This is a genomic window from Roseibium sp. JB4-4 (genome assembly GCF_055693425.1).
This window is the reverse complement of record NZ_CM146333.1, coordinates 4,148,544-4,172,971: the sequence shown is the minus strand read 5'-3', so window position 1 is coordinate 4,172,971 and position 24,428 is coordinate 4,148,544. Positions and strand designations below refer to the sequence as shown.

At 55.6% G+C, this 24,428-nt stretch carries 24 protein-coding genes and 1 other RNA gene; 1 reads left to right on the top strand and 24 read right to left on the bottom strand.

Annotation, left to right across the window (positions count from 1 at the left end; all coding sequences use genetic code 11):
- Positions 1 to 15: 15 nt before the first annotated feature.
- From serA to ruvC, 18 genes are all read right to left on the bottom strand, one after another.
- Positions 16 to 1,605, bottom strand: a complete 1,590-nt coding sequence (gene serA, locus ACZ1HV_RS19690) for a phosphoglycerate dehydrogenase (protein ID WP_298819957.1) — start codon at positions 1,603 to 1,605, stop codon at positions 16 to 18.
- Between the two features lie 76 nt (positions 1,606 to 1,681).
- Entirely contained in the window at positions 1,682 to 2,860 is a 1,179-nt protein-coding gene (locus ACZ1HV_RS19685; RefSeq protein WP_298961026.1) for a phosphoserine transaminase, read from the bottom strand.
- A 330-nt stretch (positions 2,861 to 3,190) separates the two neighbouring features.
- Positions 3,191 to 4,015 (bottom strand): outer membrane protein, encoded by an 825-nt coding sequence (locus ACZ1HV_RS19680; protein ID WP_298819953.1) that lies wholly within the window; start codon positions 4,013 to 4,015, stop codon positions 3,191 to 3,193.
- Between the two features lie 220 nt (positions 4,016 to 4,235).
- Positions 4,236 to 5,579, bottom strand: coding sequence for a phosphoglucosamine mutase (glmM, locus tag ACZ1HV_RS19675; protein WP_472716065.1), 1,344 nt, complete (start codon positions 5,577 to 5,579; stop codon positions 4,236 to 4,238).
- 173 nt (positions 5,580 to 5,752) lie between these two features.
- Entirely contained in the window at positions 5,753 to 7,672 is a 1,920-nt protein-coding gene (gene ftsH / locus ACZ1HV_RS19670; RefSeq protein WP_298819949.1) for an ATP-dependent zinc metalloprotease FtsH, read from the bottom strand.
- A 169-nt stretch (positions 7,673 to 7,841) separates the two neighbouring features.
- Positions 7,842 to 9,218, bottom strand: coding sequence for a tRNA lysidine(34) synthetase TilS (gene tilS / locus ACZ1HV_RS19665; RefSeq protein WP_472716064.1), 1,377 nt, complete (start codon positions 9,216 to 9,218; stop codon positions 7,842 to 7,844).
- A complete protein-coding gene (ybgF, locus tag ACZ1HV_RS19660; RefSeq protein ID WP_472716063.1) occupies positions 9,202 to 10,167 on the bottom strand; it encodes a tol-pal system protein YbgF in 966 nt (321 codons plus the stop codon). Before ybgF ends, tilS begins: the two co-directional genes overlap by 17 nt.
- Positions 10,168 to 10,418: 251 nt before the next feature.
- Complete coding sequence (pal, locus tag ACZ1HV_RS19655; protein ID WP_298819942.1) at positions 10,419 to 10,904, bottom strand: peptidoglycan-associated lipoprotein Pal; 486 nt, start codon at positions 10,902 to 10,904, stop codon at positions 10,419 to 10,421.
- Positions 10,905 to 11,044: 140 nt separating this feature from the next.
- Positions 11,045 to 12,316: a Tol-Pal system beta propeller repeat protein TolB gene (tolB, locus tag ACZ1HV_RS19650; RefSeq protein ID WP_298820177.1), complete on the bottom strand. Its 1,272-nt coding sequence runs from the start codon at positions 12,314 to 12,316 to the stop codon at positions 11,045 to 11,047.
- 120 nt (positions 12,317 to 12,436) lie between these two features.
- Positions 12,437 to 13,396: a cell envelope biogenesis protein TolA gene (locus ACZ1HV_RS19645; RefSeq protein ID WP_472716062.1), complete on the bottom strand. Its 960-nt coding sequence runs from the start codon at positions 13,394 to 13,396 to the stop codon at positions 12,437 to 12,439.
- A gap of 6 nt (positions 13,397 to 13,402) precedes the next feature.
- Positions 13,403 to 13,855 (bottom strand): protein TolR, encoded by a 453-nt coding sequence (gene tolR / locus ACZ1HV_RS19640; protein ID WP_152499922.1) that lies wholly within the window; start codon positions 13,853 to 13,855, stop codon positions 13,403 to 13,405.
- Positions 13,856 to 13,858: 3 nt separating this feature from the next.
- The gene (gene tolQ, locus ACZ1HV_RS19635) at positions 13,859 to 14,566 is read right to left on the bottom strand and encodes a protein TolQ (RefSeq protein WP_298819936.1); all 708 of its coding nucleotides are present in this window, start codon (positions 14,564 to 14,566) and stop codon (positions 13,859 to 13,861) included.
- Between the two features lie 265 nt (positions 14,567 to 14,831).
- On the bottom strand, positions 14,832 to 15,299 hold the full coding sequence (ybgC, locus tag ACZ1HV_RS19630; RefSeq protein ID WP_472716061.1) for a tol-pal system-associated acyl-CoA thioesterase: 468 nt from the start codon (positions 15,297 to 15,299) through the stop codon (positions 14,832 to 14,834).
- An 89-nt stretch (positions 15,300 to 15,388) separates the two neighbouring features.
- A complete protein-coding gene (locus tag ACZ1HV_RS19625) occupies positions 15,389 to 17,500 on the bottom strand; it encodes a methyl-accepting chemotaxis protein (protein ID WP_298961015.1) in 2,112 nt (703 codons plus the stop codon).
- A 116-nt stretch (positions 17,501 to 17,616) separates the two neighbouring features.
- Positions 17,617 to 18,657, bottom strand: a complete 1,041-nt coding sequence (ruvB, locus tag ACZ1HV_RS19620) for a Holliday junction branch migration DNA helicase RuvB (protein WP_298819928.1) — start codon at positions 18,655 to 18,657, stop codon at positions 17,617 to 17,619.
- Positions 18,647 to 18,892 carry an endonuclease gene (locus ACZ1HV_RS19615; protein ID WP_298819926.1) on the bottom strand — a complete coding sequence of 82 codons (246 nt, stop codon included), beginning with the start codon at positions 18,890 to 18,892 and terminating at the stop codon, positions 18,647 to 18,649. The genes ruvB and ACZ1HV_RS19615 overlap by 11 nt, the downstream gene beginning before the upstream one ends.
- Positions 18,889 to 19,506 carry a Holliday junction branch migration protein RuvA gene (gene ruvA / locus ACZ1HV_RS19610; RefSeq protein ID WP_298819925.1) on the bottom strand — a complete coding sequence of 206 codons (618 nt, stop codon included), beginning with the start codon at positions 19,504 to 19,506 and terminating at the stop codon, positions 18,889 to 18,891. Before ruvA ends, ACZ1HV_RS19615 begins: the two co-directional genes overlap by 4 nt.
- Positions 19,503 to 20,018, bottom strand: coding sequence for a crossover junction endodeoxyribonuclease RuvC (gene ruvC / locus ACZ1HV_RS19605; RefSeq protein WP_298819924.1), 516 nt, complete (start codon positions 20,016 to 20,018; stop codon positions 19,503 to 19,505). The genes ruvA and ruvC overlap by 4 nt, the downstream gene beginning before the upstream one ends.
- Positions 20,019 to 20,219: 201 nt before the next feature.
- On the opposite strand from ruvC, the gene ACZ1HV_RS19600 reads away from it, so the two are divergent.
- Entirely contained in the window at positions 20,220 to 20,927 is a 708-nt protein-coding gene (locus ACZ1HV_RS19600; RefSeq protein ID WP_472716060.1) for a TSUP family transporter, read from the top strand.
- 41 nt (positions 20,928 to 20,968) lie between these two features.
- Here ACZ1HV_RS19600 and ACZ1HV_RS19595 read toward each other — a convergent pair whose 3' ends face one another.
- The 6 genes from ACZ1HV_RS19595 to ACZ1HV_RS19570 all read right to left on the bottom strand — a co-directional run bounded on the left by ACZ1HV_RS19595 (position 20,969) and on the right by ACZ1HV_RS19570 (position 24,422).
- Positions 20,969 to 21,283, bottom strand: a complete 315-nt coding sequence (locus ACZ1HV_RS19595) for a MazG-like family protein (RefSeq protein ID WP_472716059.1) — start codon at positions 21,281 to 21,283, stop codon at positions 20,969 to 20,971.
- A 98-nt stretch (positions 21,284 to 21,381) separates the two neighbouring features.
- The gene (locus ACZ1HV_RS19590; protein ID WP_298819919.1) at positions 21,382 to 22,128 is read right to left on the bottom strand and encodes a YebC/PmpR family DNA-binding transcriptional regulator; all 747 of its coding nucleotides are present in this window, start codon (positions 22,126 to 22,128) and stop codon (positions 21,382 to 21,384) included.
- 102 nt (positions 22,129 to 22,230) lie between these two features.
- Complete coding sequence (locus tag ACZ1HV_RS19585; RefSeq protein ID WP_298961001.1) at positions 22,231 to 23,061, bottom strand: TIGR00282 family metallophosphoesterase; 831 nt, start codon at positions 23,059 to 23,061, stop codon at positions 22,231 to 22,233.
- Between the two features lie 48 nt (positions 23,062 to 23,109).
- A complete protein-coding gene (locus ACZ1HV_RS19580; protein WP_472716058.1) occupies positions 23,110 to 23,616 on the bottom strand; it encodes a 5-formyltetrahydrofolate cyclo-ligase in 507 nt (168 codons plus the stop codon).
- A gap of 163 nt (positions 23,617 to 23,779) precedes the next feature.
- Positions 23,780 to 23,934, bottom strand: a non-coding RNA gene (gene ssrS / locus ACZ1HV_RS19575) — 6S RNA.
- Between the two features lie 107 nt (positions 23,935 to 24,041).
- Positions 24,042 to 24,422, bottom strand: coding sequence for a cell division protein ZapA (locus ACZ1HV_RS19570; protein ID WP_472716057.1), 381 nt, complete (start codon positions 24,420 to 24,422; stop codon positions 24,042 to 24,044).
- Positions 24,423 to 24,428: the final 6 nt, after the last annotated feature.

Sequence of the window (24,428 nt, the reverse complement as noted above, 5' to 3'; positions counted from 1 at the left end):
ACGCCTCCTGCTGCATTATTGAAACTCGAGAGCTTTCACCTGTTTTACATGCGAAACGGCCTCTAGGCGGGACATGACTTCCTCGGGAACTCTTCCATCAACCTCGACCAGACAAATGGCATCATCACCTGGCGCGAGGCGACCCAGATTGAACGTCGCGATATTGACGCCATTGTTGCCAAGTTCCATGCCCAGATGCCCAATGAAGCCTGGCTTGTCTTCATTGGTGATGTAGAGCATATGCTGGCCAAGTTCGGCCTCCATATTAATGCCCTTCACCTGAATGACCCGAGGTTTGCCATCGGCGAAAACCGTACCGGCCACCGACCTCTCCTGTCTTTCAGTGATCACCGTCAATCTGATGTAGGTTTCGTAGGCACCCTGTTTTTCACGCCGGATTTCCTCAACCTTGACACCACGTTCCTTGGCCAGAATGGGTGCAGACACCATGTTGACGGTTTGTAAAAGCGGCGTCAGCAGACCGGTGATCGCGGCCGCTGTCAGCGCCTGAACGTTCATTTCCGACACAGCGCCTGCATATTCCAGCCTGACGCCCTGGATCGCGGTTTCCGTTAACTGACCAGCGAAGGAACCGAGTTGCTCGGCGAGCCGAACAAAAGGTGCGAGCTTGGGTGCTTCTTCCGCTGAAATTGAAGGCATGTTGAGCGCATTGCGCACTGCGCCATGCAGAAGGTAGTCGCACATCTGTTCGGCAACTTGAAGCGCGACATTCTCCTGCGCTTCCGACGTTGACGCACCAAGATGCGGTGTCGATACAAAATTGGATGTTCCGAAGAGGATGTTCTCCTTGGCCGGCTCCTCAACAAAAACGTCAAAAGCCGCACCTCCGAGTTTCCCCTCATCGAGCGCTGCCTTGACTGCTTTTTCGTCCGCCAGACCGCCACGCGCACAGTTGATGAGATAAGCCCCCTTCTTCATCTTCGCGATTGCATCCGCATTGATGATGTTGCGAGTCTTGTCGGTAAGAGGTGTATGCAACGTGATAAAGTCCGCGCGCTCAAGCAGATCGTTCAATTCAACCTTTTCGACACCGAGCGACATCGCACGCTCTGGTGTCAGGAACGGGTCATAAGCGAGAACGCGCATCTTTAGGCCGATGGCGCGGTCTGCAACGATGGAGCCAATATTGCCACAGCCGACCAGCCCAAGCGTCTTGTCGGTAATTTCACGGCCCATGAAACGGGACTTTTCCCACTTGCCTGACTGTGTCGATGCATCAGCCGCCGGAATTTGCCGCGCGACCGCCATCATCATTGAGATGGCATGTTCAGCGGTGGTGATCGCATTGCCGAACGGCGTGTTCATGACAATGATGCCGCGCGCAGTCGCCTTGGGAATATCGACATTGTCGACACCGATACCGGCCCGGCCGATCACCTTGAGATTGTCGGCTGCCGCAATGATCTTTTCCGTTACCTTCGTGGCGGAACGAATGGCCAGCCCATCATACTGACCGATGATTTCGAGGAGTTTTTCCTTGTCTTTGCCAACATCAGGCAGGAAATCGGCGTCGATGCCACGATCCTTGAAAATCTGAACTGCTGCGGGCGAAAGTTTGTCGGAAATCAATACCTTGGGAGCCATAAAAGCATCTCCTTGAATAAATGCCGTGACCGGGCAGAAATCCGCCCGGCAGTGTCACTGTGTTTTGGAGATATGCTCAGGCCGCCTGAGGAAGCTTGCCTTTTTCGAGCGCGAACGCCCAATCGAGCCAAACCGTCAGGGCCTGCAGGTCAGCTGTTTCAACTGTTGCCCCTGCCCATATTCTGAGACCGGAAGGTGCATCGCGATAGGCACCGATATCGAAGGCGACACCTTCAGCATCGAGTGTGGAGACGAGCGCCTTGGCAAATGCGGCCTGCTGATTTTCTTGCAATGCCAGAACACCTGGATCCGTGACCTTCAGACACACGGATGTATTCGACCGCGTTGCGGAATTTTCAGCCAGAAAATCTACCCACGCGGTCTTCTCGACCCAGTCGGCAAGAGCCTTGAGATTGGCATCGGCACGCGCACAAAGGCCCGACAAGCCGCCAATTCCGTCCGCCCATTTCAACGCATCGAGATAGTCTTCAACACACAACATGGAAGGAGTATTGATGGTCTCGCCCTTGAAAATGCCTTCAATCAGCTTGCCGCCTTTGGTGAGGCGGAAGATCTTGGGCAGCGGCCACGCGGGTGTATAGCTCTCGAGGCGTTCCACAGCTCTCGGGCTGAGGATCAACACACCATGCGCTGCTTCACCGCCAAGCACCTTCTGCCAGGAGAAGGTGACAACATCGAGCTTTTCGAAAGGAAGTGTTTGTGCAAAGGCGGCAGATGTCGCATCGCAAATCGTGAGACCGGCACGATCATCCGCGATCCAATTGCCATCGGGCACCCGAACACCGGACGTCGTTCCATTCCAAGTAAAGACAACATCATTGTCGAAATCGACGTCACCCAGATCGGGTAATGCGCCATATGGCGCTTTTAAGATCCTGGCATTGTCCAGCTTGAGTTGTTTGACCACGTCGGTCACCCATCCCGCGCCAAAACTCTCCCAGGCCAGCAAATCGACGCCGCGCGCGCCGAGAAGCGACCACATCGCCATTTCGACCGCGCCCGTGTCGGAAGCCGGCACAATACCGATGCGGTAATCGTCGGGAACACTCAGGATCTTGCGCGTGAGGTCTAACGCTTCAGCCAGTTTGGCCTTTCCGGGCTTGGCCCGGTGAGACCGTCCAAGCTGTGCGTCTGCCAGTTGATCAAGGGACCAACCGGGGCGCTTGGAACAAGGACCTGACGAAAAATTAGGATTGGCCGGACGCACGTCCGGCTTGGCAGTAAGTTCAGTCATATCTGTCTACCCTCGCAGATAGTTGCCCCTCGTTGGGGAGGGGTGGCCCACCTATGGGGATAAGGCGTTCCTGACGCCTGGTCAACGGAAAATGGGAAAGTTATCGCGGCATGTTTGTTTGCAGCGGGTCTTTCACTAAGACCGCCACCTGCTTGCCGCCGCTACGAAGGAATGCAAAAATTCGAGGCTTGGCGCCTCATGGACAGCGTTTTGCGTTGCGTTGCATGCGAAAGTTAACATGCGACTGAACGGCCCCATTGAGCCGGGGCCCCAAATAGAAAAAAGGCCAGTCCAAGGACCGGCCTTTCTTGATAAAGTTCGATGCGCCAATCAGAAATTGCTGCTGATCGGCCCTTGCGGTTCGTAGTAAACCGGCGCGGCAGGTGCAGCACGGCCACCGAATGTGTAGCGCACACCTAGACGAATCTCATGAGCCGTCAAATCGTCCCATTCAACCCGGGTTTCGCCCGTGCCTGCATTGTGCAGCTTAACTGTTTTGGCATCACCCAGATCGCGGTATTGATATCCAGCATCGATAGCCCAGTTGTCAGTAACCGCATAGGAGGCACCGGCCATCAGAGCCCAGGCAAGGTTCCATTCACTGTGCTTGCCGTCATAATCAAAACGACCCGAGCCTCCCGGATTAACAGAATATGTGTTGTTGGTTGTTACATATGCAGCACCGATACCGGCACCAACATAGGGTGTAATCCGGTTCCAAGTCCCGAGATCGACATACCCGTTGAGCATGACGGTCCAGACGTCGATGTCGGTGTATTCCTCGGAGAAACCGCCAGTACAGGTGCCGCAAACTGCGTAACCCTTAACCTGGGCCGGCGTTTCATAATCGATCGTAACGTCAGTACGTAGGTACCTGTTCCATTTATAACCGGCACCTACACCGATCATCCAGGCGCTGTCCATGGATTCGCGCTCGAAACGCAGGTCGCCGATAACCGGGTCGTTGAAGCTGCCGGTCGGATCATTGTAGATCTTGTAGCCAATATCGCCGCGCAGATAGAAACCACCAACGGCGGGTGCTGGCGCTGCGGGAATATGCTCGATGACCGGGGTTGGCAAATCCGCAGCGTAGCCCGCGGAGGAAAGCACAACAGCAAATCCGGCCAAAGACAAACGCTTAAAGAAATTGTCCATGTCCTAGTCCTCTTCCAGTGAGCGCCCGCTTCAACCAATGCCGGACACATCAAACTTGTGAGGATACTGACGGGAATTCATTAATTGTGACTTAACTCTGTTCTTTAACCGTGTTTTTTTACGTTAAGGAAACCTTAACAAGAATAACACTGTTTAAGGTTCATTAAAAAGCCGTCCAAGTCGGGCGGCTTGAATACAGAAAATAAACATAAGATGATCTTCAGGCCGCAGCCGAAGCAACCACACCGGCAATGTCATTGACTACTTGGTTTACGAGATCAGCATCATCCCCTTCCGCCATCACCCTGATCAAGGGCTCCGTCCCGGATGCACGAATGACAAGACGACCGGTTTTTCCAAGTCTCGCCTCTCCATCCTCAATCGCCGTTTTCACCTTATCTTGTTCCAGAGGAGTGCCCCCCTTGTAGCGGACATTCTTTAGGATCTGAGGCACCGGCTCGAACCTTCGGCAGACTTCCGAAACCGGCTTGTTCTGATCCTTGACACAGGCCAACACCTGAAGTGCAGCGATCAGGCCGTCGCCCGTTGTGGCGAAATCGGATAAGACAATGTGACCTGATTGTTCACCGCCGACATTGTAACCGTTGGCCCGCATGTGTTCGACCACATAGCGGTCTCCCACCTTTGTTCGTGCGAGCCCCAAACCAAGATCTTCCAGGTAGCGTTCCAGCCCAAGGTTGGACATGACAGTCGCCACGATCCCGGGCGCTGACAGCCGGTTGTTGGCCTGCCAGGACTGAGCCACCAGAGCCATGAGCTGGTCGCCATCAACAACCGTCCCGTTTTCATCGACAATGATCACGCGATCCGCGTCGCCATCGAGCGCGATCCCGATATCCGCCCGCACTTCGTGAACCTTGCGCGAGAGTGCTTGTGGCGAAGTGGAACCGCAATCCTGATTGATGTTAAACCCGTCCGGCGTAACACCCATGGAAATGACATCTGCTCCCAGTTCCCACAACGCCTCCGGTGCCACTTTGTAGGCGGCTCCATTTGCGCAATCAATCACGACCCGAAGGCCTTCAAGGTTCATTTCCCTTGGCAAAGTGCGCTTTGCAAATTCGATATAGCGCTGCTGTGCGCCATCAATTCGTTTCGCGCGGCCAAGATCGCGCATGCCGGCAAGGCGAGAGGTCAGATCGCTTTCAACGAGAGCCTCGATATCCTTCTCTATGCCATCACTCAGCTTGAATCCGTCCGGCCCGAAAAACTTGATGCCGTTGTCCTGGAAAGGATTGTGCGAGGCAGAAATCATGACCCCAAGGTCGGTTCTGAGTGATCTCGTCAGCATCGCCACCGATGGTGTCGGCATTGGGCCAAGCAGAAAGACATCCATGCCAACCGAGGTAAATCCGGCAACAAGAGCATTTTCGATCATATACCCGGAAAGGCGGGTGTCCTTGCCGATGACCACACGATGCCGGTGTCCGCCGTTTCTGAAAACGAGACCGGCGGCCATACCGACTTTCAAGGCCATTTCTGCGGTCATGGGATAACAATTGGCCTGGCCGCGAATACCATCGGTGCCAAAGAATTTACGCATCAATCATGCCTGTCTGACTATTTGTTTGGCGTTCCTTGTAACGCAATCAGGAACGTCTGCGCTTCAAAATATGTGAGCAATTGTTACTAATCACTAACAAGTCTTCGGAACGTCTAAATGAAAAATGCCCGGCGATGCCGGGCATTCTCGACTTGCGATCTCTGTTTGACGGATCAGGACTGCGGTTGAGGCTCCATGCCACCACTCGCCTCGTCTCCACCGCGCTTCGCTCCCGCGGTCGGTACAGCGGATGACCGGCCAACGGGCTGATCGTCATCCGTATCGCGAACCGGCGGCTTCCCGTCCAAGAGATCCTTGATCTCGTCACCGGACAAGGTCTCATACTCCAGGAGCCCTTTGGCGATCGTGTGAAGCTGGTCCTCATGGTCTCCAAGGATCTTGTTTGCTGTCTCATATCCTTGATTTACGAAGGATTTGATTTCTGCATCCACGATCTTCTGGGTCTCGTCAGAAACGCTCTGGTTCTTGGCGACCGAGTGTCCAAGGAAAACTTCTTCCTGATTTTCACCATAAAGCAGCGGGCCGAGCTTGTCCGACATGCCGAACTGGGTCGCCATTGCACGCGCCAGCTTGGTTGCCATCTGGATGTCGCCAGTTGCGCCGGAAGTGACTTTCTCGTAGCCAAAGATCATTTCTTCGGCCACACGTCCGCCCATGGCCACAGCAAGGTCAGCCTTACACTTGGCGCGTGTCAGGGACACCTGATCTTTTTCCGGCAAACGCATCACCATACCGAGCGCGCGACCGCGCGGGATGATTGTTGCCTTGTGGATAGGATCAGACGCTTCCTGATGCAGCGCGACCAGCGCATGGCCCGCTTCGTGATAAGCGGTCAGTTTCTTTTCTTCCTCAGTCATGACCAGTGTACGGCGCTCTGCGCCCATCATGACCTTGTCTTTGGCATCCTCGAATTCAGCCATCGTCACCAGACGCTTCGAACGCCGGGCGGCAAGAAGAGCGGCTTCGTTGACGAGGTTCATCAAATCCGCACCCGAGAACCCGGGCGTTCCACGTGCGAGTGTCCGCACATCGACATCCGGAGCCAGAGGCACTTTGCGCATATGCACTTTCAGGATCTTCTCACGGCCGGTGATGTCAGGGTTCGGGACAACGATCTGACGATCAAAACGGCCCGGACGCAACAGCGCCGGATCAAGAACATCGGGGCGGTTGGTCGCTGCGATGATAATGATGCCTTCATTTGGCTCAAATCCATCCATTTCGACCAGCAACTGGTTGAGCGTCTGCTCACGTTCATCATTGCCGCCGCCAAGGCCGGCACCGCGATGACGGCCGACAGCATCGATTTCGTCGATGAAGATGATGCAGGGCGCGTTCTTCTTCGCCTGTTCAAACATGTCGCGAACACGGGATGCACCCACACCAACGAACATTTCCACGAAGTCGGAACCGGAAATGGTGAAGAAAGGAACGTTCGCTTCACCTGCAACTGCTCGCGCCGTCAGCGTCTTACCGGTACCCGGAGGGCCAACCAGCAACACGCCGCGTGGGATGCGGCCGCCGAGACGCTGGAACTTCTGCGGGTCGCGCAGGAACTCAACGATCTCCTGAAGGTCTTCCTTGGCTTCATCGATACCTGCGACGTCTTCAAACGTCACACGGCCATGGGCTTCGGTCAGCAGCTTGGCTTTGGATTTGCCAAAGCCCATTGCCTTGCCGCCGGACCCTTGCATCTGGCGCATCACGAATATCCAGATACCCAGTATAATCAGCATGGGCAGCCACGAGAACAGTGCGCCAAGCAGCGGTGAACTTTCCGCAGGTGGCGTTGCCTTGATCAACACGCCCTTTCCACGGAGTTCGTCGACATACTGCGCACCGTCGGGTGCATAGGTCTGGAAGGCACCACCACTATTGTAGTTGCCGGTGATCTTCTGTTCCTGAATGACAACGGATCTGACCTCACCATTGTCGACCTGTTTCATGAAGTCTGAATAAGCAATGTCATTCGTTGCGCCTTGTTGCGCAGGACTCTGAAACAGCTGGAACAATGCGATCAAAAGCAGGGCGATGATCACCCAAAGAGCGAAGTTGCGAAAATGTGCGTTCATTTTGTTCCCTTAACCGCCCGACGCGACTTATCTGCACGCGGTTATTTCTCTTCCAGCGAAGATAGGTCGCCCAAAGCCCTCTGCCAAGGCGGTGCGCCATAGTTGCGCAGATGAACTGACTATTTTGTTAAGCCAGGACGTCTATCAGATGTTGCGAGTGGGGAAAACTCTAGATTTCCCCGTTTTCGGCATCTTCGTCGAAATGGTTACCCGGCAATTTAACTCGTTTTGGCAGCCGCTCCAATTCCAAATCCTCACACCTGTCGGAATTGACAGTCTCAAAACTGACACTGGCAGCGTGATTTAGTCCAATTCCCTTGCCTGTCCAGATAACGGGCGAACAGTCAAAAGCCTCACGAGGCCAGCCATCCGGCCAAAAAATTGTACTTCTGGCGATCGGCGCTTTGCAAAGAGGCCCAAGAAAAAGGCCCTCTTGAAAACCAGCCCGTTCGCTTGCTTCCGGTGCTTTATACCGAAATCGATTGTCCCAGATACCGCCCCCCACAAAGGGAGCGAGTGTTGCGGGGACTTTTCGACCGGGTTCTCGCCAACACCAGATTGTCTGCTCGCTGGCCCCCAACTGGCACCCCGACAGGGTTTGCCGAAACGTTTCCTTCGTCATCAGACCACTGTCCAGCGCCTGAAGGCTTGAAAACCTGCGCTTGATCTGCCGTCCGCTGACCCGATCCAGCAACAACCCCAAGAGCCGCAGCCGAAACTCTTGCTCCAAAGCTCGAAAGGCAGGCAAACGCAATTTGACCGGCCCTGCGGGATGCTCAACGAAAAGACGTTCGGCAATTTCCTGCACGGACACTTCCAACGCCTGGCGCGCTCGACGAACATGCAAACTGGTTTGAGAAATCCGCTCCGGCGTCAAACCTTCTGTTTCCAACAGTCCCAAAATGCGCCGCAACCGGCTTCTCTTGTATTTCTCATCTCCGTTGGAAGGATCTGAGCACCAGCTCAGTCCACGTTTCCTGAGGCTAGCTTCCAGCTGCGCCTTTCGTACACTTAAAAACGGACGCAAAAGCCGCAGTCCCTCCGGGCCATCCGGCTCGTCAGCAGCCATGGCACTTAATCCGGATATACCGCTGCCTCGGGTCAAACGATCCAAAAACGTCTCTGCCTGATCGTCAAGATGATGGCCCAGCAACAGCGCCTGAGCGCCGGTATCAGACAGACGGCTTGCAATAAGTTGGTAGCGCGCAACACGTGCCTCTTCCTGAATATTGGCCAAGGGTTTGGCTCCAACCCAACGCAGCACAGTCGCGGGCAAACCCCTTTTCCCAGCTTCCTGGACAACAAAAGAGGCCTCTTCCGCGCTCTCGGACCGCAATCCGTGGTCGACAATCACCACTTCCGAGGATCCGGACCAGCCAGTCCTTTGACGCCATTCATCAAACAGCACCATGAGGCAAAGCGAGTCCGCGCCGCCGGATACAGCAAGTGCGAGGCTTGAAAAAGAATTCAGTTTTGAAAAAAGGAGATCGACGTCTTCGACCGGGAGCCCTTGCAGCTCAACCGGTCCGTCAGGAACATTGTGCACGGCTGCGCTCGTCCCGCGCCTGTGTCAAAACCGCCGAAGCAGCGTTCGGGTATTTGTTCAAAAGTTCTGAAAACGTTGCACAGGCAGCTTCGGCTTCACCGAGACCGCGCAGGGAAACACCAAGTTTCAGCAAACTATCCGGGCTTTTCGAGTTGCCCGGATGATCTGTATAGGTCTTCAGAAATGCGTCAGCTGCTTCGCGGTAATTCTGCTGCGCCAGAAGGCTTTCCCCAAGCCAGTACTGTGCCTGTGCGGTCAGGTCGCTGTTGGGGTAATTTTCAAGAAAATTGCGAAACCCTTGTTCCGCGCCCCGATAGTCACCGTTCACGGCCAGCGAATAGGCCTGATTGTAGTCGGTGTTCGGATCACCGCTACCAATAACCGAAGCGATTTGATCGTCATCAGTCGCCAACCCGGGCCCCGGTGTCGACAAGTCGTCACCAAGGCCGTTCAAACCATCAAGGCCACCATTGGCAAGAGCTGACAGATCAATCGGCCCATCAGTCGACAACCCGTTGCCCTCGTAGCCGCCTGACTGATCCCAGTTGCCATCTCCGGAACCATCAGCCGGCAGTGCCGCCGCACGGCCGTTAGGGGCAGCCAGAGTGCCTGTTCTCGGCGATCCGTCCGCAGCTAGCCCCGGGGCAGTGCTGCCCGGAGCTCCCTGAGGCACGAATTGCGAGCGTTTGCCAGGTGTTCCGCCTTCCAACTGCTGAAAACGGTATTCATTGTCTTCCTGCATGCGGCGGATCTGATCCTGCAATTCCCGCATCTGAAAAGACATTTGTTCCAGCTGGCCGGTCAAAACCCTGATCCGGTCTTCCAGCTGGCTGATTCTGACAGCCGATTCGTCATTCCGCCGACCGAACAACTGTGCTTCGGACGGTGTGGCAGTTGCGATGACAACCATCGCCAAAAGGAAACCTGCCAAGCCCTTCATATGTCGCATTCGCTCCTCCGGGTTGGGATCTGTTAGCATCCGTCGTCAAGTCTTTTCATCAGACTGATTTCGTTTGCAGTACAGTTCCTCGCGCATGTTGTCTTAACATGCCCCGCTCTTTACTCAAGTGCACAGAGCGCCCGGACTTCGGCTAAAGTTTGACGGGCCGTGGTATCGGCAGGGAGAAATCTGTTTCAGTCCGTCAAATACGAAAAAAGCCGGACACGTGGTCCGGCTTTTTCTTGTACTTTACAGTCCGATCAATTGGTCGCGTTGTTCAACACGGTCACCGCGCGACGGTTCTGCGACCAGCAACTGTTGTCGTTACAGACCGCAACAGGGCGTTCCTTGCCGTATGAAATGGTTTTGATCCGCGACGCGCTCACCCCCTGGCCGACAAGGTAGTCGCGCGCGGCCTGCGCACGTCTTGCACCCAGCGCAATATTGTACTGCCGCGTACCACGCTCATCCGCGTGCCCTTCCACCGTGATGGTGTATTGGGAATAGCGATTGAGCCACTTGGCCTGATTGGCAAGCGTAGCCTGACCTTGCGAGTTCAGCACCGACTGGTCTTCTTCAAAAAACACGCGGTCGCCGACATTCACGACAAAATCCTGGCCGGTTCCCGGTTTCACATTGCTTGAAAGCCCGTCCGGTTTGGTCTGGGCACATGCGGCCGCGAAAAGAACGGCGAAACAGATCACGATCCATCGCGCGCTCTGACCGGCGTATTCTCGTTTGAACATTCCTGTCTCCTAATCCCCAGCCCGACTCCCGGGTCTCCCGGTTCTTGGTAAACGCTTTCTAGTCAAAGCTGGTTAAAAGCCTCTTTGCAAACATGGTTAATCGCAACTTAACACGAACGCTGAAGAGACTTTGCTGTTGTTTAGTCTATGAGAGGCGACCATGACGGGTCCGAAGCGAAGGCAGGCGTATCCAGTCTCAGCTCATTGTAGCCCGTCAGATCAACGGTCCAGACTTGCGGACCGCCATTCGCGCCCGGCGTGTCGCGGAAGAACACCAGAACACGGCCGTTTGGTGACCATGCCGGCCCTTCGTTGTGGTAGCCCTCGGTGAGGATACGCTCACCTTTTCCATCCGGACGCATAACACCGATCATGAACCGTCCCTGATGCTGCTTGGTAAATGCGATCAAATCACCGCGAGGTGACCAAACAGGTGTTGAATAGCGGCCGGGTCCAAAAGAGATGCGCTGCGCGTTTCCGCCATTCGCACCCATGACATAAAGTTGCTGTGTCCCCCCGCGATCGGATTCAAACACGATGCGGCGGCCGTCGGGCGAATAAGACGGGCTTGTGTCGATGGCCGCCGTATTGGTCAGGCGCGTCGTTCGGCGGGACCGCAGATCCATTTGGAAGATGTTGGCATTGCCGCCCTGCTGCAGGCTCATGATCACGTTTTGACCATCAGGAGAAAACCGCGGCGCAAACGTCATTCCCGGAAAATTGCCGACAATCTCTCTCTGGCCTGTTTCGATGTTGAGCAAATAGACACTTGGGTCAGCACCGCCATAAGACATGTAGGTGATTTCCTGGCTCGTCGGCGAGAAGCGCGGGGTCAGAACCAGATCGTCACCCCGGGTCAGGTACCGCACATTGGCGCCATCCTGATCCATGATGGCTAGACGCTTGATCCGTTTGTCCTTAGGCCCGGTTTCATCGACATAGACAATCCGCGTGTCGAAGTAGCCTTTTTCGCCAGTCAGGCGCTCATAAATCGCGTCCGCAATGATATGCGCCAGACGCCGCCAGTTTTCAGGGGTCGTGTAAAACTGCTGTCCGAGCATTTGCTCGGCAGCAAACACATCCCACAGACGGAATTCGGCGCGGAGCCGACCGTCCGGCTGTTTGATCACCGTGCCGGTCACCAGGGCCTGAGCACTGATCTGACGCCAGTCGCCAAAGCGTGGCGTGGAATTCACGCTCATGTTTTTTTGGATGAAACTTGCCGGGTCCAGAGGGTTGAAAAGCCCTGAACGTTTGAGATCCGCTGCAATGATGCTGGTCATATCAGCAGCCAGTTTGCTGTCCCCGCCATCGGCGGAAAAGGACGGCAAGGCAATGGGAAGCGGCTCGATATTGCCCTGCGTGATATCAATCTCGACCAATGCGGACGCGGGTTGAGGAGCCAGCGTCATCAGGACTGCGGCGACCAATGCGAGCCCCGGGACCTTGTGGCCAACGAGATCAGAAAGACGTTTCAACATTCCACGCATGAGCAATATCGCTCCCTCACCAACATTGTCCGGATCTCCGGACTATCCCCCGATGATCATCTCTCTCGGGTCAAAATTGATAATCACTTCCTGCCAAGCGTCATACTTGGCAATTGGAAGAGAATAAGGCTGACAGCGCATGACTGCGCGTACAGCGCTGCTTGCGGCCGCTCCGAAGGCCGGGTTCCCGTTCGAATTGAGCACCCGTGGGTTCCCTGAAACCTGACCATCCTGCGACAGGTTGAATTGTACTCTGACTTTGAGCTCTTCGGCACCGACAGCACCGACAGGCGGGTTCCAGCAGGCAGCCACCTGACCGCGCAGGGCATCCAGTTCGGACTGGGACATGCGCACATTCTGAGCACCATTGCGCGAACCCAGCGATGCTGGTTCCTGCGAAGCGTTTCCTTGCTGTCTCTCAGGTTCAACCTTGTTCAACAGCACCGCTATTTCTTCAGTGTTGAGGTCTTCTCTCGGCGGCTCCTGCGTCCTGCGCGGCGGCGCAGGCTTGGTGCGGGGAGCAACGCTGGTGACGATCGGTTGTGGCGCAGGGGCTGCTTCCTGCTGCGGGGCTGGTTCAGGTGCCGGTTCCGGATCGGCAGCAGGCTCAGGTGGAGGCGCAGGCGCAGGTTCGGGTGCAGCGACGGGTTCCGGCTCTGGTTCAGGTTCAGGATCAGCAACGGGCTGAGGTTCCGGAGCAGGTGTCGGTGCGGGTGACGGCGTCGGCGGTGTCGGCTGCTCGACCTGGCTCTCACCTGGTCTGTCAGTCGGTTGTGGCGGCTCTTCCACCTCGGTTTCAGACGGCTGAGTTGCAGCCACGTCGCGGACCTCGGCAGTTCGCTCACCAATGCGAAGTCGGGTAAATTCTTCAACGGGTATCAGGTCGACCGGCAGGGATTCGACCTGTGGAACAGAAAAACTCTCCGCGTCCGGAAAGGCCAACAAGCCCCAGAAAAGAATGGCCGAGTGACCGGCTAATGACGCGATGAGACCTGCGCGCATGACGCGTTACGAGTCCCGTTCTTCCAGAGTGACAAGGCCGAGCCGTTTAAACCCAGCCGCATTGATCCGGCCCATGAGTTGCATCATGGTGCCGTAATCGGCGTCCTGATCTCCGCGCACATATATGCGCTCCTCGTATCCGTTTTCCGCAATCGCCTCGAGTTTGGGCACGATTTCGTCGATGGCAATCGGTGTGTCCTGAATGAAAATCTCACCCGCCGAATTGACCGAAATCGTTATCGGTTCCGTGTCACCTTCCAGCGCCTTGGCGCGGGTCTCCGGCAGGTCAATGGGAACGCCGACCGTCAGGAGCGGAGCGGCAACCATGAAGATGATAAGAAGCACCAGCATGACGTCGACGAAGGGCGTCACGTTGATTTCGCTCATGGGCGCGTGCCGACGGCGGCGACGCCCTCTGCGCCCTCCACCTTCTTCTGCGGATCCGACCTGCATGGCCATGCCTTAGCCTCTCTCGTCGATCTGGCGTGAAAGGATCGCGGAGAATTCATCCGCAAAACCTTCCATCCGGGCAACTGCCTTGCCAACGTCGGAATTGAATTTGTTGAAGGCAATCACGGCCGGAATTGCGGCAAGCAATCCGAGCGCAGTTGCAAAAAGAGCTTCGGCAATACCCGGCGCCACGACAGCGAGATTGGTGCTTTCGGAAGCTGCGATCGCCTGAAAGGCGGTCATGATACCCCAGACGGTGCCGAACAGTCCGATAAAGGGAGCAGATGACCCGACCGTTGCCAGGATCAGCAACCTGTTCTCCAGCCGCTCCGCTTCACGCTGAATGGTGACGTCCATAACCCTGTCAATGCGTTGCTGCAGGCTACCGATGGCCGGCCGCTGGCCTTCATGACTGCGCTTCCATTCCCTCATGGCGGCAACGAACAATGCAGCCATGGAATGGTTCACACGGTTGTGGAGCGTGTTGTAAAGCTCTTCAAGCGACTGACCTGACCAGAAGACCGTTTCAAACCGTGTCATCTGGCGCCGTGTGCGGCCAATCAGCAGAATCTTGTCGACTATGATCGCCCAGCACCATACCGACGCAGCGAGCAACCCGATCATGACAATCTTGACGACGATATGCGCCTGCCAGAACAACGCAAAAAACGACAGCTCGTGTTCTGGTGCTGCCAAAGTGGATTGGACGAGTGTTTCCATTTATTCCTTAGACCTCTAGGCCGTCTGACGCTGTTGCGCTTTAAAAGAACCGGCAGCCACAGCAGAGAACCGGAATCAGACAACCAGCTCGAATAACCAGTCGCCTCTCTGACGTTTGAATTTGTCAAAACTGGGACTTTTCCAACCTTTAAGCCCCTTTCTAAAGGAATCAATTAAGGTAAATGCAAGATTAACGAAGCGATTTGTTTTGTAAGTATTTTGCTTTGTAAGGGTTTCTGTTCCCGCAAGACCACACTCAAGTCGATCACCCAGTGAAGGTTTCATCCGGCAGATGACGTTGAAGTTTTTCTGCCAAAGCAACGGGTAAGCGGGTTGGCTTGCCTTCACTCGTGACGATTGCAACCGTCACGGCCGCCGAGATCAACAATTCGTCACCTCTGTGGATCAATTGGTCCAGCTTCAATCGAGCGCCCCTGTATTCTGCGATACTCGTGTGCACTTCCAGCACATCGTCGATCCTTGCGGGCCTTTGGAAGTCGAGTGTCATGGTCCGCACTGCGAACGCAAGAGACACGCCATGGACGCCCTTTGCCAGTTCGGCATGATGAATTCCCACGAGACGAAGAAAATCTGACCGTGCACGTTCGAAGAAGCGTACATAAGCCCCGTGATACACGATCCCGGTAAAATCAGTGTCTTCATAGTAGACGCGTACCGGAAGCACATGACCGCCTTCTTCCAGGCGGCCGGCAAGGTCGGGCCAATCCGTCACATCCACACCCCTTCATGACACTTAAAAAAAGCCCCCGGTCATCTGACCGGGAGGCCTCCATTGCCTTGAACACTTACCTAGGTTCGACGTCAGGCCGCCGCAACCTCGGAGAGGAATTTCTCCACCGAGGCACGAAGTTGCTCGGCTTGCTGTTTCATTTCGATAGTTGCCGTCAACATATCATCGACCGCCAAGGAGTTTTCTGAAACCCCTTCATTCAGCGATGCAACTGTCGACGCGACACTGCGTGTGCCATCTGCGGCTTCAGCCACGTTTCGGGAAATCTCACCCGTTGCCGAGCCCTGCTGCTGAACAGCATCGGAAATGGTTGTTGTATAGGAATTGACTTCCTCTACCGATTCCGAGACCCGGGCGATTTCTTCCACCGCTTCGGTGGTCGACGCCTGGATCGCAGCGATCTGCGCCGAAATCTCTTCGGTTGCCTTTGCCGTTTGACCGGCAAGCGACTTTACTTCCGAGGCAACAACCGCAAAGCCCTTGCCGGCATCTCCGGCACGTGCGGCCTCAATCGTCGCGTTCAGGGCCAATAGATTGGTCTGTTCGGCAATCTCTGAAATCAGCGACACGACGTCGCCAATCTTGTTGGCAGCTTCCGCGAGACCAGAGATTTTCGAATTGGAGCTCTGGGCGGCGGTCGTTGTCTGGCTGACTATCGAAGCCGTTGTTTCCACCTGACGGGAAATCTCCGAGATCGAAGCATTCAGCTCTTCGGTTGCAGAAGCAACGGCCTGCACATTGGACGATGCGTTTTCAGACGTCGTCACCGCGGCTTCACCCTGCTCAGAGGCGGATGCAGACCGCTGACTGAGCTGCGAGGAAACATCCTCGACCCGAGCAATGTTGGTTTCAACCAGTTCCAGTACGGCCTGGGATTCCGCCCGGAAGTCGCCGATCAGGGAATCGATCAGCTTCTCGCGCTTTTCACGGGCGATATGGCCAACCTTGCGTTCCGACGCCATGCGTTCGCGCTCAACGGAATTGTCCTTGAACACTTCGATGCAGCGCGCCATGCGACCGATTTCATCATGACGCTCGGTTGCTTCGACAGCCACCTCCAGATCACCATCCGCAATCTTGCGGGCCGCAACCGATAGCCGCTCCATGGGAGAGAACATGCGGCGCGTGATCCACCAGATCAGAAGGACGATCGGCACGAGGCAGGCAAATCCTGAAATGACGGCGCCGTATGTGATCCGGTCAGCAGCAGCGGACAGTTCAGTCTGCTGAACGGCATCCACAACACCATAGACCGTTCCCTGATAGGTGTTGGTGGCTTCAGCAAAACGATAATCATTGCCGTCCAGTTTGATCAGACGGTCGCCCGCGGAAATTTCGCTCAGCATGTGAACGGCTTCTGCCTTACCGGCATTGTCCAGCTGGATAGCCTTTCCGGCAACATCCACCAGGAAGAAGCGTTCGCTGTCTGCAAGTCCTGTCGGTTCATTCAACAGCGATGCCAGCGCCTGCATATTCGCAGAGAAGGCAACAGCGCCAAAGAAACGGTCGAGATAGAAGACAGGTGCTGCAAGCACCAGCGACACGGTGCCATCTTCGCCGGTGACAAACCCAGACGAATAGATTTGCCCACCGGCAAGGGTTTCGTCCTTTGCGGCGGCAAACAGTTTGCCGAATGCGGCCTGGACAGGATGACCCTGGATATCGGCAGCATCCACGTGATGGGCGAATTCCTCACCCTTGCCATAAGTGTAGGTGATGAAGCCGTCCGGGTTGGCAAGCGCAGCATCAGAGAACAGGCCTTGGCCGATAACATCCTGATAAATCGGATGCACCACCTTGTGATTGTTCACGTAGTAGTTGGATTCTGCCGGCTCGACCAGCAGATGACGCTCGTGAGCTGGATGCGGATTGTCTGTGACGAAAATCTTGCGGAGCGTCTCGTTCTGACCCTCTTTCAAGTTTTTCCAACCCACCAGGGTCTTCATCAGGCTGTCCTTGGCCTCTTCAAGAGACACGAAGAACTTCGCGCTGTACGTGACCTGGTCCAGTGCCATTTCAAGCACTTTCTGCTTTGCCTTGGTGGCACTTTCCAGCCCGTTGTCCGCCTGTCCGTTGGCAACGTCCCTGGACAACATGGACGTAACGGTAACAATGGCGACGCACATGGTCAGAGCGCCAGCCAGAAACATAAGAGCAAGTTTTGATGAAAGCCGCTTACGCATGATTCCCCCACAAATTTGGGGGATCATAGGTTGAGATTCGCCAATAAATGTTTAATCAAAGTCGAGCTAGTTCGATAAAATTACCTATAAGTTGACTTTCAAAATCACACGTAAAACTAGTCCGGGTCCTGAAACAAACCCATTTGCGGAGCGTTCGGCCGGGACGGCGCAGCCAGTCCGAGATGCTCGAATGCCATGGGTGTCAGAACGCGCCCGCGCGGTGTTCGCTGCAGGAAACCATTCTGAATCAGATATGGTTCGACAATCTCCTCAATAGCGTCCCTTGGCTCCGACAAAGCTGCCGCAATGGTCTCGATCCCAACGGGCCCACCGCCGAAATTGACGGCAATCTGATTGAGGTAGCGCCGGTCAAGACTGTCCAGCCCTGCTTGGTCGACCTCCAGCTGACGCAACGCCTTGTCGGCGAGCGCACGATCAACTCTTTCCGTGCCTTCGAAGACGGCAAAGTCCCGCACGCGGCGAAGCAGCCGGCCTGCAATACGCGGCGTACCGCGAGACCGCTTTGCAATTTCGCGTGCACCGTCTTCGGCCATGCCGATCTGAAGGATCGATGCGCCCCGTTTGACGATATGTTCAAGTTCCGCGACCGTATAGAATTGCAGACGCACGGGAATACCGAACCGGTCACGCAGCGGTGTTGTCAGGAGGCCAAGCCGCGTTGTCGCGGCAACAAGAGTGAATTTTGCCAGGTCGATCTTCACCGATCGCGCCGCCGGCCCTTCACCGATGATCAGATCGAGCTGGTAATCCTCCATTGCCGGATAAAGCACTTCCTCAACCGCAGGGTTGAGCCGGTGGATCTCGTCGATGAAGAGCACGTCCCGCTCTTCCAGATTGGTGAGCAGAGCTGCAAGATCGCCTGCTTTGGCAATAACCGGACCGGATGTTGCCCGAAAATTCACTCCAAGCTCACGCGCCATGATCTGGGCCAGCGTTGTCTTGCCGAGGCCGGGCGGCCCGACGAAAAGCACATGATCAAGCGCCTCTCCACGTGCCTTGGCCGCACCAATGAAAACTTTCAGATTGGCACGCGCCTGGGCCTGGCCAACAAACTCGTCCAATGCCTGCGGACGCATGGTGCTGTCGATCTCATCGCCGCGGATTTCCGGTGTCACAATGCGTTCGTCATCCGACATGGCTAACGACCACAAACAGCATCACCAGGAGAAACAGGGAATATGCCACCCTGATCGCATAGAATTTCTTGAACTGGCTTCGCACAAACGGATCGTCCGTTTCGATACGGCGCCCCTTGATCGCAAATGGACGATCGCCGACAGACAGCGAGAAACGGTGGTCCAGATACATGATACCGCCGATCCCCAGAACAATGAATGTTATGGCAATGACGGCATAAGTGAACGCTATCATGCGGACAATTCCTTCAAACCGAGGCGGATCAGCTTTTCCGTAGATGCATCTTCACCTGCGGACTGCATTGCCTTGGCAACAGCCGCACTTGCCTGTGGCTGAGGGTAACCGAGATTTGTGAGCGCGGAGACGGCTTCGGCAACCGGACGGGCTGCAACATTGTCTGCCACATCCTGCGAAACGGCAATCGTTCCTTGATCGACGGTTGCCAATCCTGGTGCCTTGTCCTTGAGTTCGGTCAGGATGCGCTCAGCGACACGTTTGCCGACACCTGGCGCGCGCGAGATCGTCGCCTTGTCGCCAAGCGCTATGGCATTGGCCACTTCACTGGCTTTCAAGATACCCAAGATACCGAGCGCAACCTTTGCCCCGACGCCTTGAACGGTCATCAGGATCCTGAACCATTCCCGCTCCGCTTCTTGAGCGAAACCGAACAATCGGATCATGTCCTCACGCACCATGGTTTCAATGAACAGTACCGCCGCTTCTCCGGTTCTCGGCAAGCCCTGAAGAATGCGTGAAGGGCAGTGAACCTGGTAGCCGACACCGTGCACGTCGAGGATCACATGATCTTCCCCGTAACTGTCGACGGTCCCTTTCAGCTTTCCGATCATACCGCCCCCATCGCCGCAAGGCGTGCTGCGCTGTTGGCCCGATGCTGTGCGTGGCAGATGGCAATCGCAAGCGCATCTGCCGCATCGTCCGAGTTGAACGTCGCACGGGGCATCAGCACCTTGACCATTGCCCGGATCTGTTCTTTCTCAGCGTGTCCTGTTCCAACCACGGTCTTCTTCACAAGATTGGGCGCGTATTCTGCGACCGCCAACCCTGCAAGCGAGGGAACCAACAGTGCCACGCCACGGGCTTGGCCAAGCTTCAGCGTCGCCCCGGCATCCTTGTTTACAAATGTATGCTCAACGGCAGCTTCTTGCGGCTCGTGCTGCCGAACAACCTCGGAGAGCCCGTCATGCAACTCCACGAGACGCTCGGCCAGGCTTTTCTTGTTGTTTGAAGTCACCGTGCCGGAAGCAATGAAGGACAGCCTGTTACCCGCCGCCTCGATCATGCCCCAACCGGTGCGCCGCAGTCCCGGGTCGATCCCCAGCAATCGAATCGCATGTGTCATGGAACAAATCGGTAACAAAACTTCTTCGTTGACGCCAGCAGAAGCGGAGCTTACCAACCTAAAGCCTGTCCAAAACCCGACTAGAGAGGCGTAGCCGGCATATGTTGTCCATCTCCGGCACTGCCCTTGTCGATCGTTTACGGCCTTCGGCTTGAGGCAAACGACCGCCATCGCATGGATGCCGCTCACCAAAGAGATTGCATGGATGAAATTTTCACCTCGTTTACACCTGAGATGCTTGCCTTCCTGGCGCTAGTTCTGTTCGTAGCCGGGTGCGTTCGCGGGTTTGCAGGTTTCGGTGCGGGCATGATTTTCATCCCCGTTGCAACGAGTGTCATCCTGCCCGCCACCGCAGCTGCGACCTTCCTTTTCATAGACAGCATCGTGACGCTGCCCCTTCTGGTACGTGCCGTCAGGCAGTGCGTATGGTCCACAGTGTTGCCCGCCGTTTTCGGCGCAATTGTTTTTGTGCACTTCGGCGCATGGCTTCTGGCCAATACGGACATTCTTGTTTTGAGATGGACCATCTTTGCCATCGTGACCGGGCTACTGCTGCTTTTGATTTCGGGCTGGCGCTACCGAAAGCAGCCTAATTCGGCGATTTCGTTCGCAACAGGTGGCGTCTCCGGCATTCTTGGAGGCGTATCGCAAGTGTCAGCCCCACCCGTTGTTGCCATGTGGCTGTCCAGTTCTTCCAATCCTCAAACCATCAGAGCCAATCTGATCGTTTTCTTTTCGCTGGCAAGCGTGGGGACTTTTTCGCCTATATGCTGCACGGGTTTTTCACCATCAAGGTGCTTCACCTGCTGGTCGTCGCGGTTCCGGTTTATGCTCTTGCGATCTTTGCTGGCACGCGCGGCTTCAAATGGGCAAACCCAAGCCTTTATCGGAAGGTCGCCTATGTCCTGATTGCCCTGGCTGCTTTGACAAGCATGCCCGCGCTGGATGGACTATTCCGTTGACGCTTCTTGTTCCAGAACCTTTTCTCGCCACTTCCCGCATTTTTCGCTCATGAGCCGTTCCAGCTCGCTCTCAAATTCTGAGCGGCTTGAACATGCTTGCGCAAGAATGCTTAGAGCGACGATTGTTGCATCGACCGCTTCTTCGCGCACATCCTCAATGGAATGGTTCTTGTAGGCACTACCCGGGGCCTTGGTGACGGACAAAACAGCCTGAGCCAGTTCACCGGCCTCTTCGGAAAGCTTCAAGGTGCGTTCCTGCAGCGTCTTGGGATCGTCCTGGGTCAACTCGAAAATCTGGAACACTCCGAAACCTTTCAATTCTCAACGCCGGCAGTGCACCGGCCTTTTGAAACGAAAAACCCCGGCCAGGCCGGGGTTTTGCAAAGCATCGTCACGCACGCTCAGGTCGCGAGCGCGGCCATGGTTTCTTCATCAACATCGAAGTTCGAATAAACATTTTGAACATCGTCATCGTCTTCAAGCATGTCGATGAGTTTCATCAGCGTTTGCGCCTTGTCCACATCGACGGGCGTCAGGTTCTGCGGTTTCCAGATAATCTTGGTGGAATCCGCTTCGCCGAGTGCATCTTCAAGCGCCTTGGCTACATCGTTCAGATCTTCAAAGGCGGTATAGATCGTGTGACCGCTTTCATCGGATTGAACATCTTCAGCACCCGCCTCGATCGCAGCCTCCAGAACCGCATCGGCCTCACCAGCTTCCGGCTTGTAGATGACCTCGCCAACACGATCGAACATGAAGGAAACCGAGCCGGTTTCCCCAAGCGAGCCGCCACATTTGGTAAAATAGGAGCGGACGTTGGAAGCAGAACGGTTGCGATTGTCCGTCAGCGCTTCGACAACGACGGCAACCCCGGCGGGTCCGTATCCTTCGTAACGGATCTCTTCGTAGTTATCGCCATCACCCGTTTGCGACTTGTTGATCGCCCGCTGGATATTGTCCTTGGGCATCGACTGGGCCTTGGCGTTCTGAACGGCAAGACGCAGGCGCGGATTGGAGTCCGGATCAGGGTCACCCATCTTTGCCGCGACGGTGATTTCCTTGGACAGTTTGGAGAACATCTTGGAGCGGGCCGCATCCTGGCGGCCCTTGCGGTGCATGATGTTCTTGAATTTTGAATGGCCTGCCATGGCTCTTCTCGGTTCTTCTTAAGGTGATGTCGATGAAAACTGCGCCCGCTTATAGGCAAGTTGCGGTCGAAAATCCAGCTCGCGGAAACGCCCGACCACTCATCAGGCCGGATCGGACCAGAAATGCGGCAGGACCGGCTCTAACCGCCCACCGATCCGGATCGGGGCAATCCGTTCGGCAAGTCCTGTCCGGTCATTTGTCTCTATTGCCACGCCACAGATGGTGGCGTCTCCCGTTGCAGGCGCGAACCTTGATCCAGGTATCTTGCGTTGGAACCGATTGACCGGTTCTTCCTTGTCCATTCCAAGCACGCTGTCATAAGCACCGCACATTCCGGCATCCGATAGATAGGCGGTGCCGTTCTCCAGGATCTGGTGGTCTGCAGTTGGAACATGGGTATGTGTGCCAACCACAAGGCTGACCCTCCCGTCCAGGAAATGGCCCATAGCCTGTTTTTCGCTGGTTGCCTCGGCATGCATGTCAACAATGATCGCATCTGCAACTTCAGCCAGCGGGCAGTCAGTTACAACCCTTTCCATCGCAGCAAACGGGTCATCAAGCGCATCCATATAGACGCGGCCCATCACATTGGCGACCATCACCTGCGCGCCATTTCGGGCCGTATAGAGATGGGCTCCCCTGCCCGGCGTGCCAGAAGGAAAGTTCACAGGCCGAAGCAGACGATCCTGACGCTCGATGTAAACAAGTGTATCCCGCTGGTCCCAGACGTGATTGCCGGTCGTTACAACATCTGCACCTGCGTCCAGAACATCTTGCAGAATTGCCTCGGTAATCCCAAAACCGGATGCCGCATTTTCACCGTTCACAATGACGAAGTCGAGCTGATTGGCCTCTACAAGCCCGGGCAATTTGTCGATCACAGCAGAACGACCGGAGCGGCCGACAAGATCCCCCAGAAACAAAATACGCATGTAACCTCGCTAGGCGTCCAAAAGCTGACATGCGACAGCGGCCTATAGTCAGCTGAATGCCCGGTATCCGACTTCAGTTAAAATCCCATTCAGTGGTTTGTCATGCGCTTCAATGGGCACGCGGTCAACCTCCTGAACCGCAAAAGCCACGCCGATACACAAGAGGGGGCTTTCCTTTTCGATGGCGGCGATTGCCGTGTCGTAATGACCCTTTCCATAGCCAAGACGGTTGCCGGCATTGTCAAAGCCCGACAAAGGCATGAGCATAACATCCGGACGCATTTCATCTGCAGAAGGTGCTGGTTCCAGCGTCCCAAATCCTGCCGGCACCAATTCGCAGCCACGCTCAAGTCTGCGAAACTGAAGATGAGGTTCGGCAATAGCCGGCAGACACAGTGGATGACCCTTTTGACGCAAAATGTCCATGAGCGGTCTGAGATCTATCTCGTCACGGATCGGCCAGAAACCAGAAACAACAGCCCCATCAGGGAGAGGCAAATCGTCGACATGATCAATCAGAGCGAGGCTCTTTTCGATCCGTTCGATTTCGCTCATCGCCTTTCGGCGGGCGAGTGCCTGCTTGCGAACAATTTCTTTTTTTCGGCTAGGGAAGAATGAATTGCCATGGCCCCTTAAGTCAAAGCGATCAAATCTGTCTCGTCCCGGTCCGCCGCAAGCGCTGCGGCCGGCCAGTTCAGCCGGGCATTGAGAAAAGAAATGTGCAGCCGTCCGACCGTTGGATCTGCAATCCCGGAGAACCTACAATGTAGGTGGGCGCCGTATGCAACGGACCACGGCCCAGCGCAGGGACAGCTCCCGAAGGAATGCGTAAGGCCCCGGGGATAATGTTCCTGACGTATCGGGCAGCCGCGACTACGGCATATAGACCCGACCTCCGGCAATTACCAGAGCGGCTGGACATTCAATACAAATGAATTTGAAGACTGAATGCAAAGGGCCGCCGCATGAACCGGCATTGTTCAGGAGTTTTCCGGATTTTTGAGGCTCTTGCTCAAGCCATCGGCAAGGCTCTCAATCCTTGCCGCAGCGGTATTGACCGCCCTGGAGAGTTCTTCTTCATTCTGGCTCATATTGTCGAGCGCCGCGTCCTGCTGCCGTTTGGCGTCTTCCAGGTCGGCTTCAAGCCTGACTATCTTGCGTTCAAGCTCCGACAATTGGTCGGTTGCCATAATGCCGGCCATGACAGTCAGACGCTGGTCGCCGATTTCCCCGAATGCGCCCTTCAATTCACCTAACCAGCCGTCGAAACGCGCAGCGAGACCCTGAAGACGCTCCTCTTCACCATCATCGCAAGCCATGCGGAAGGCTTTGCCGTTAATTGTGACGGTAATCTGCGCCATTTTTCA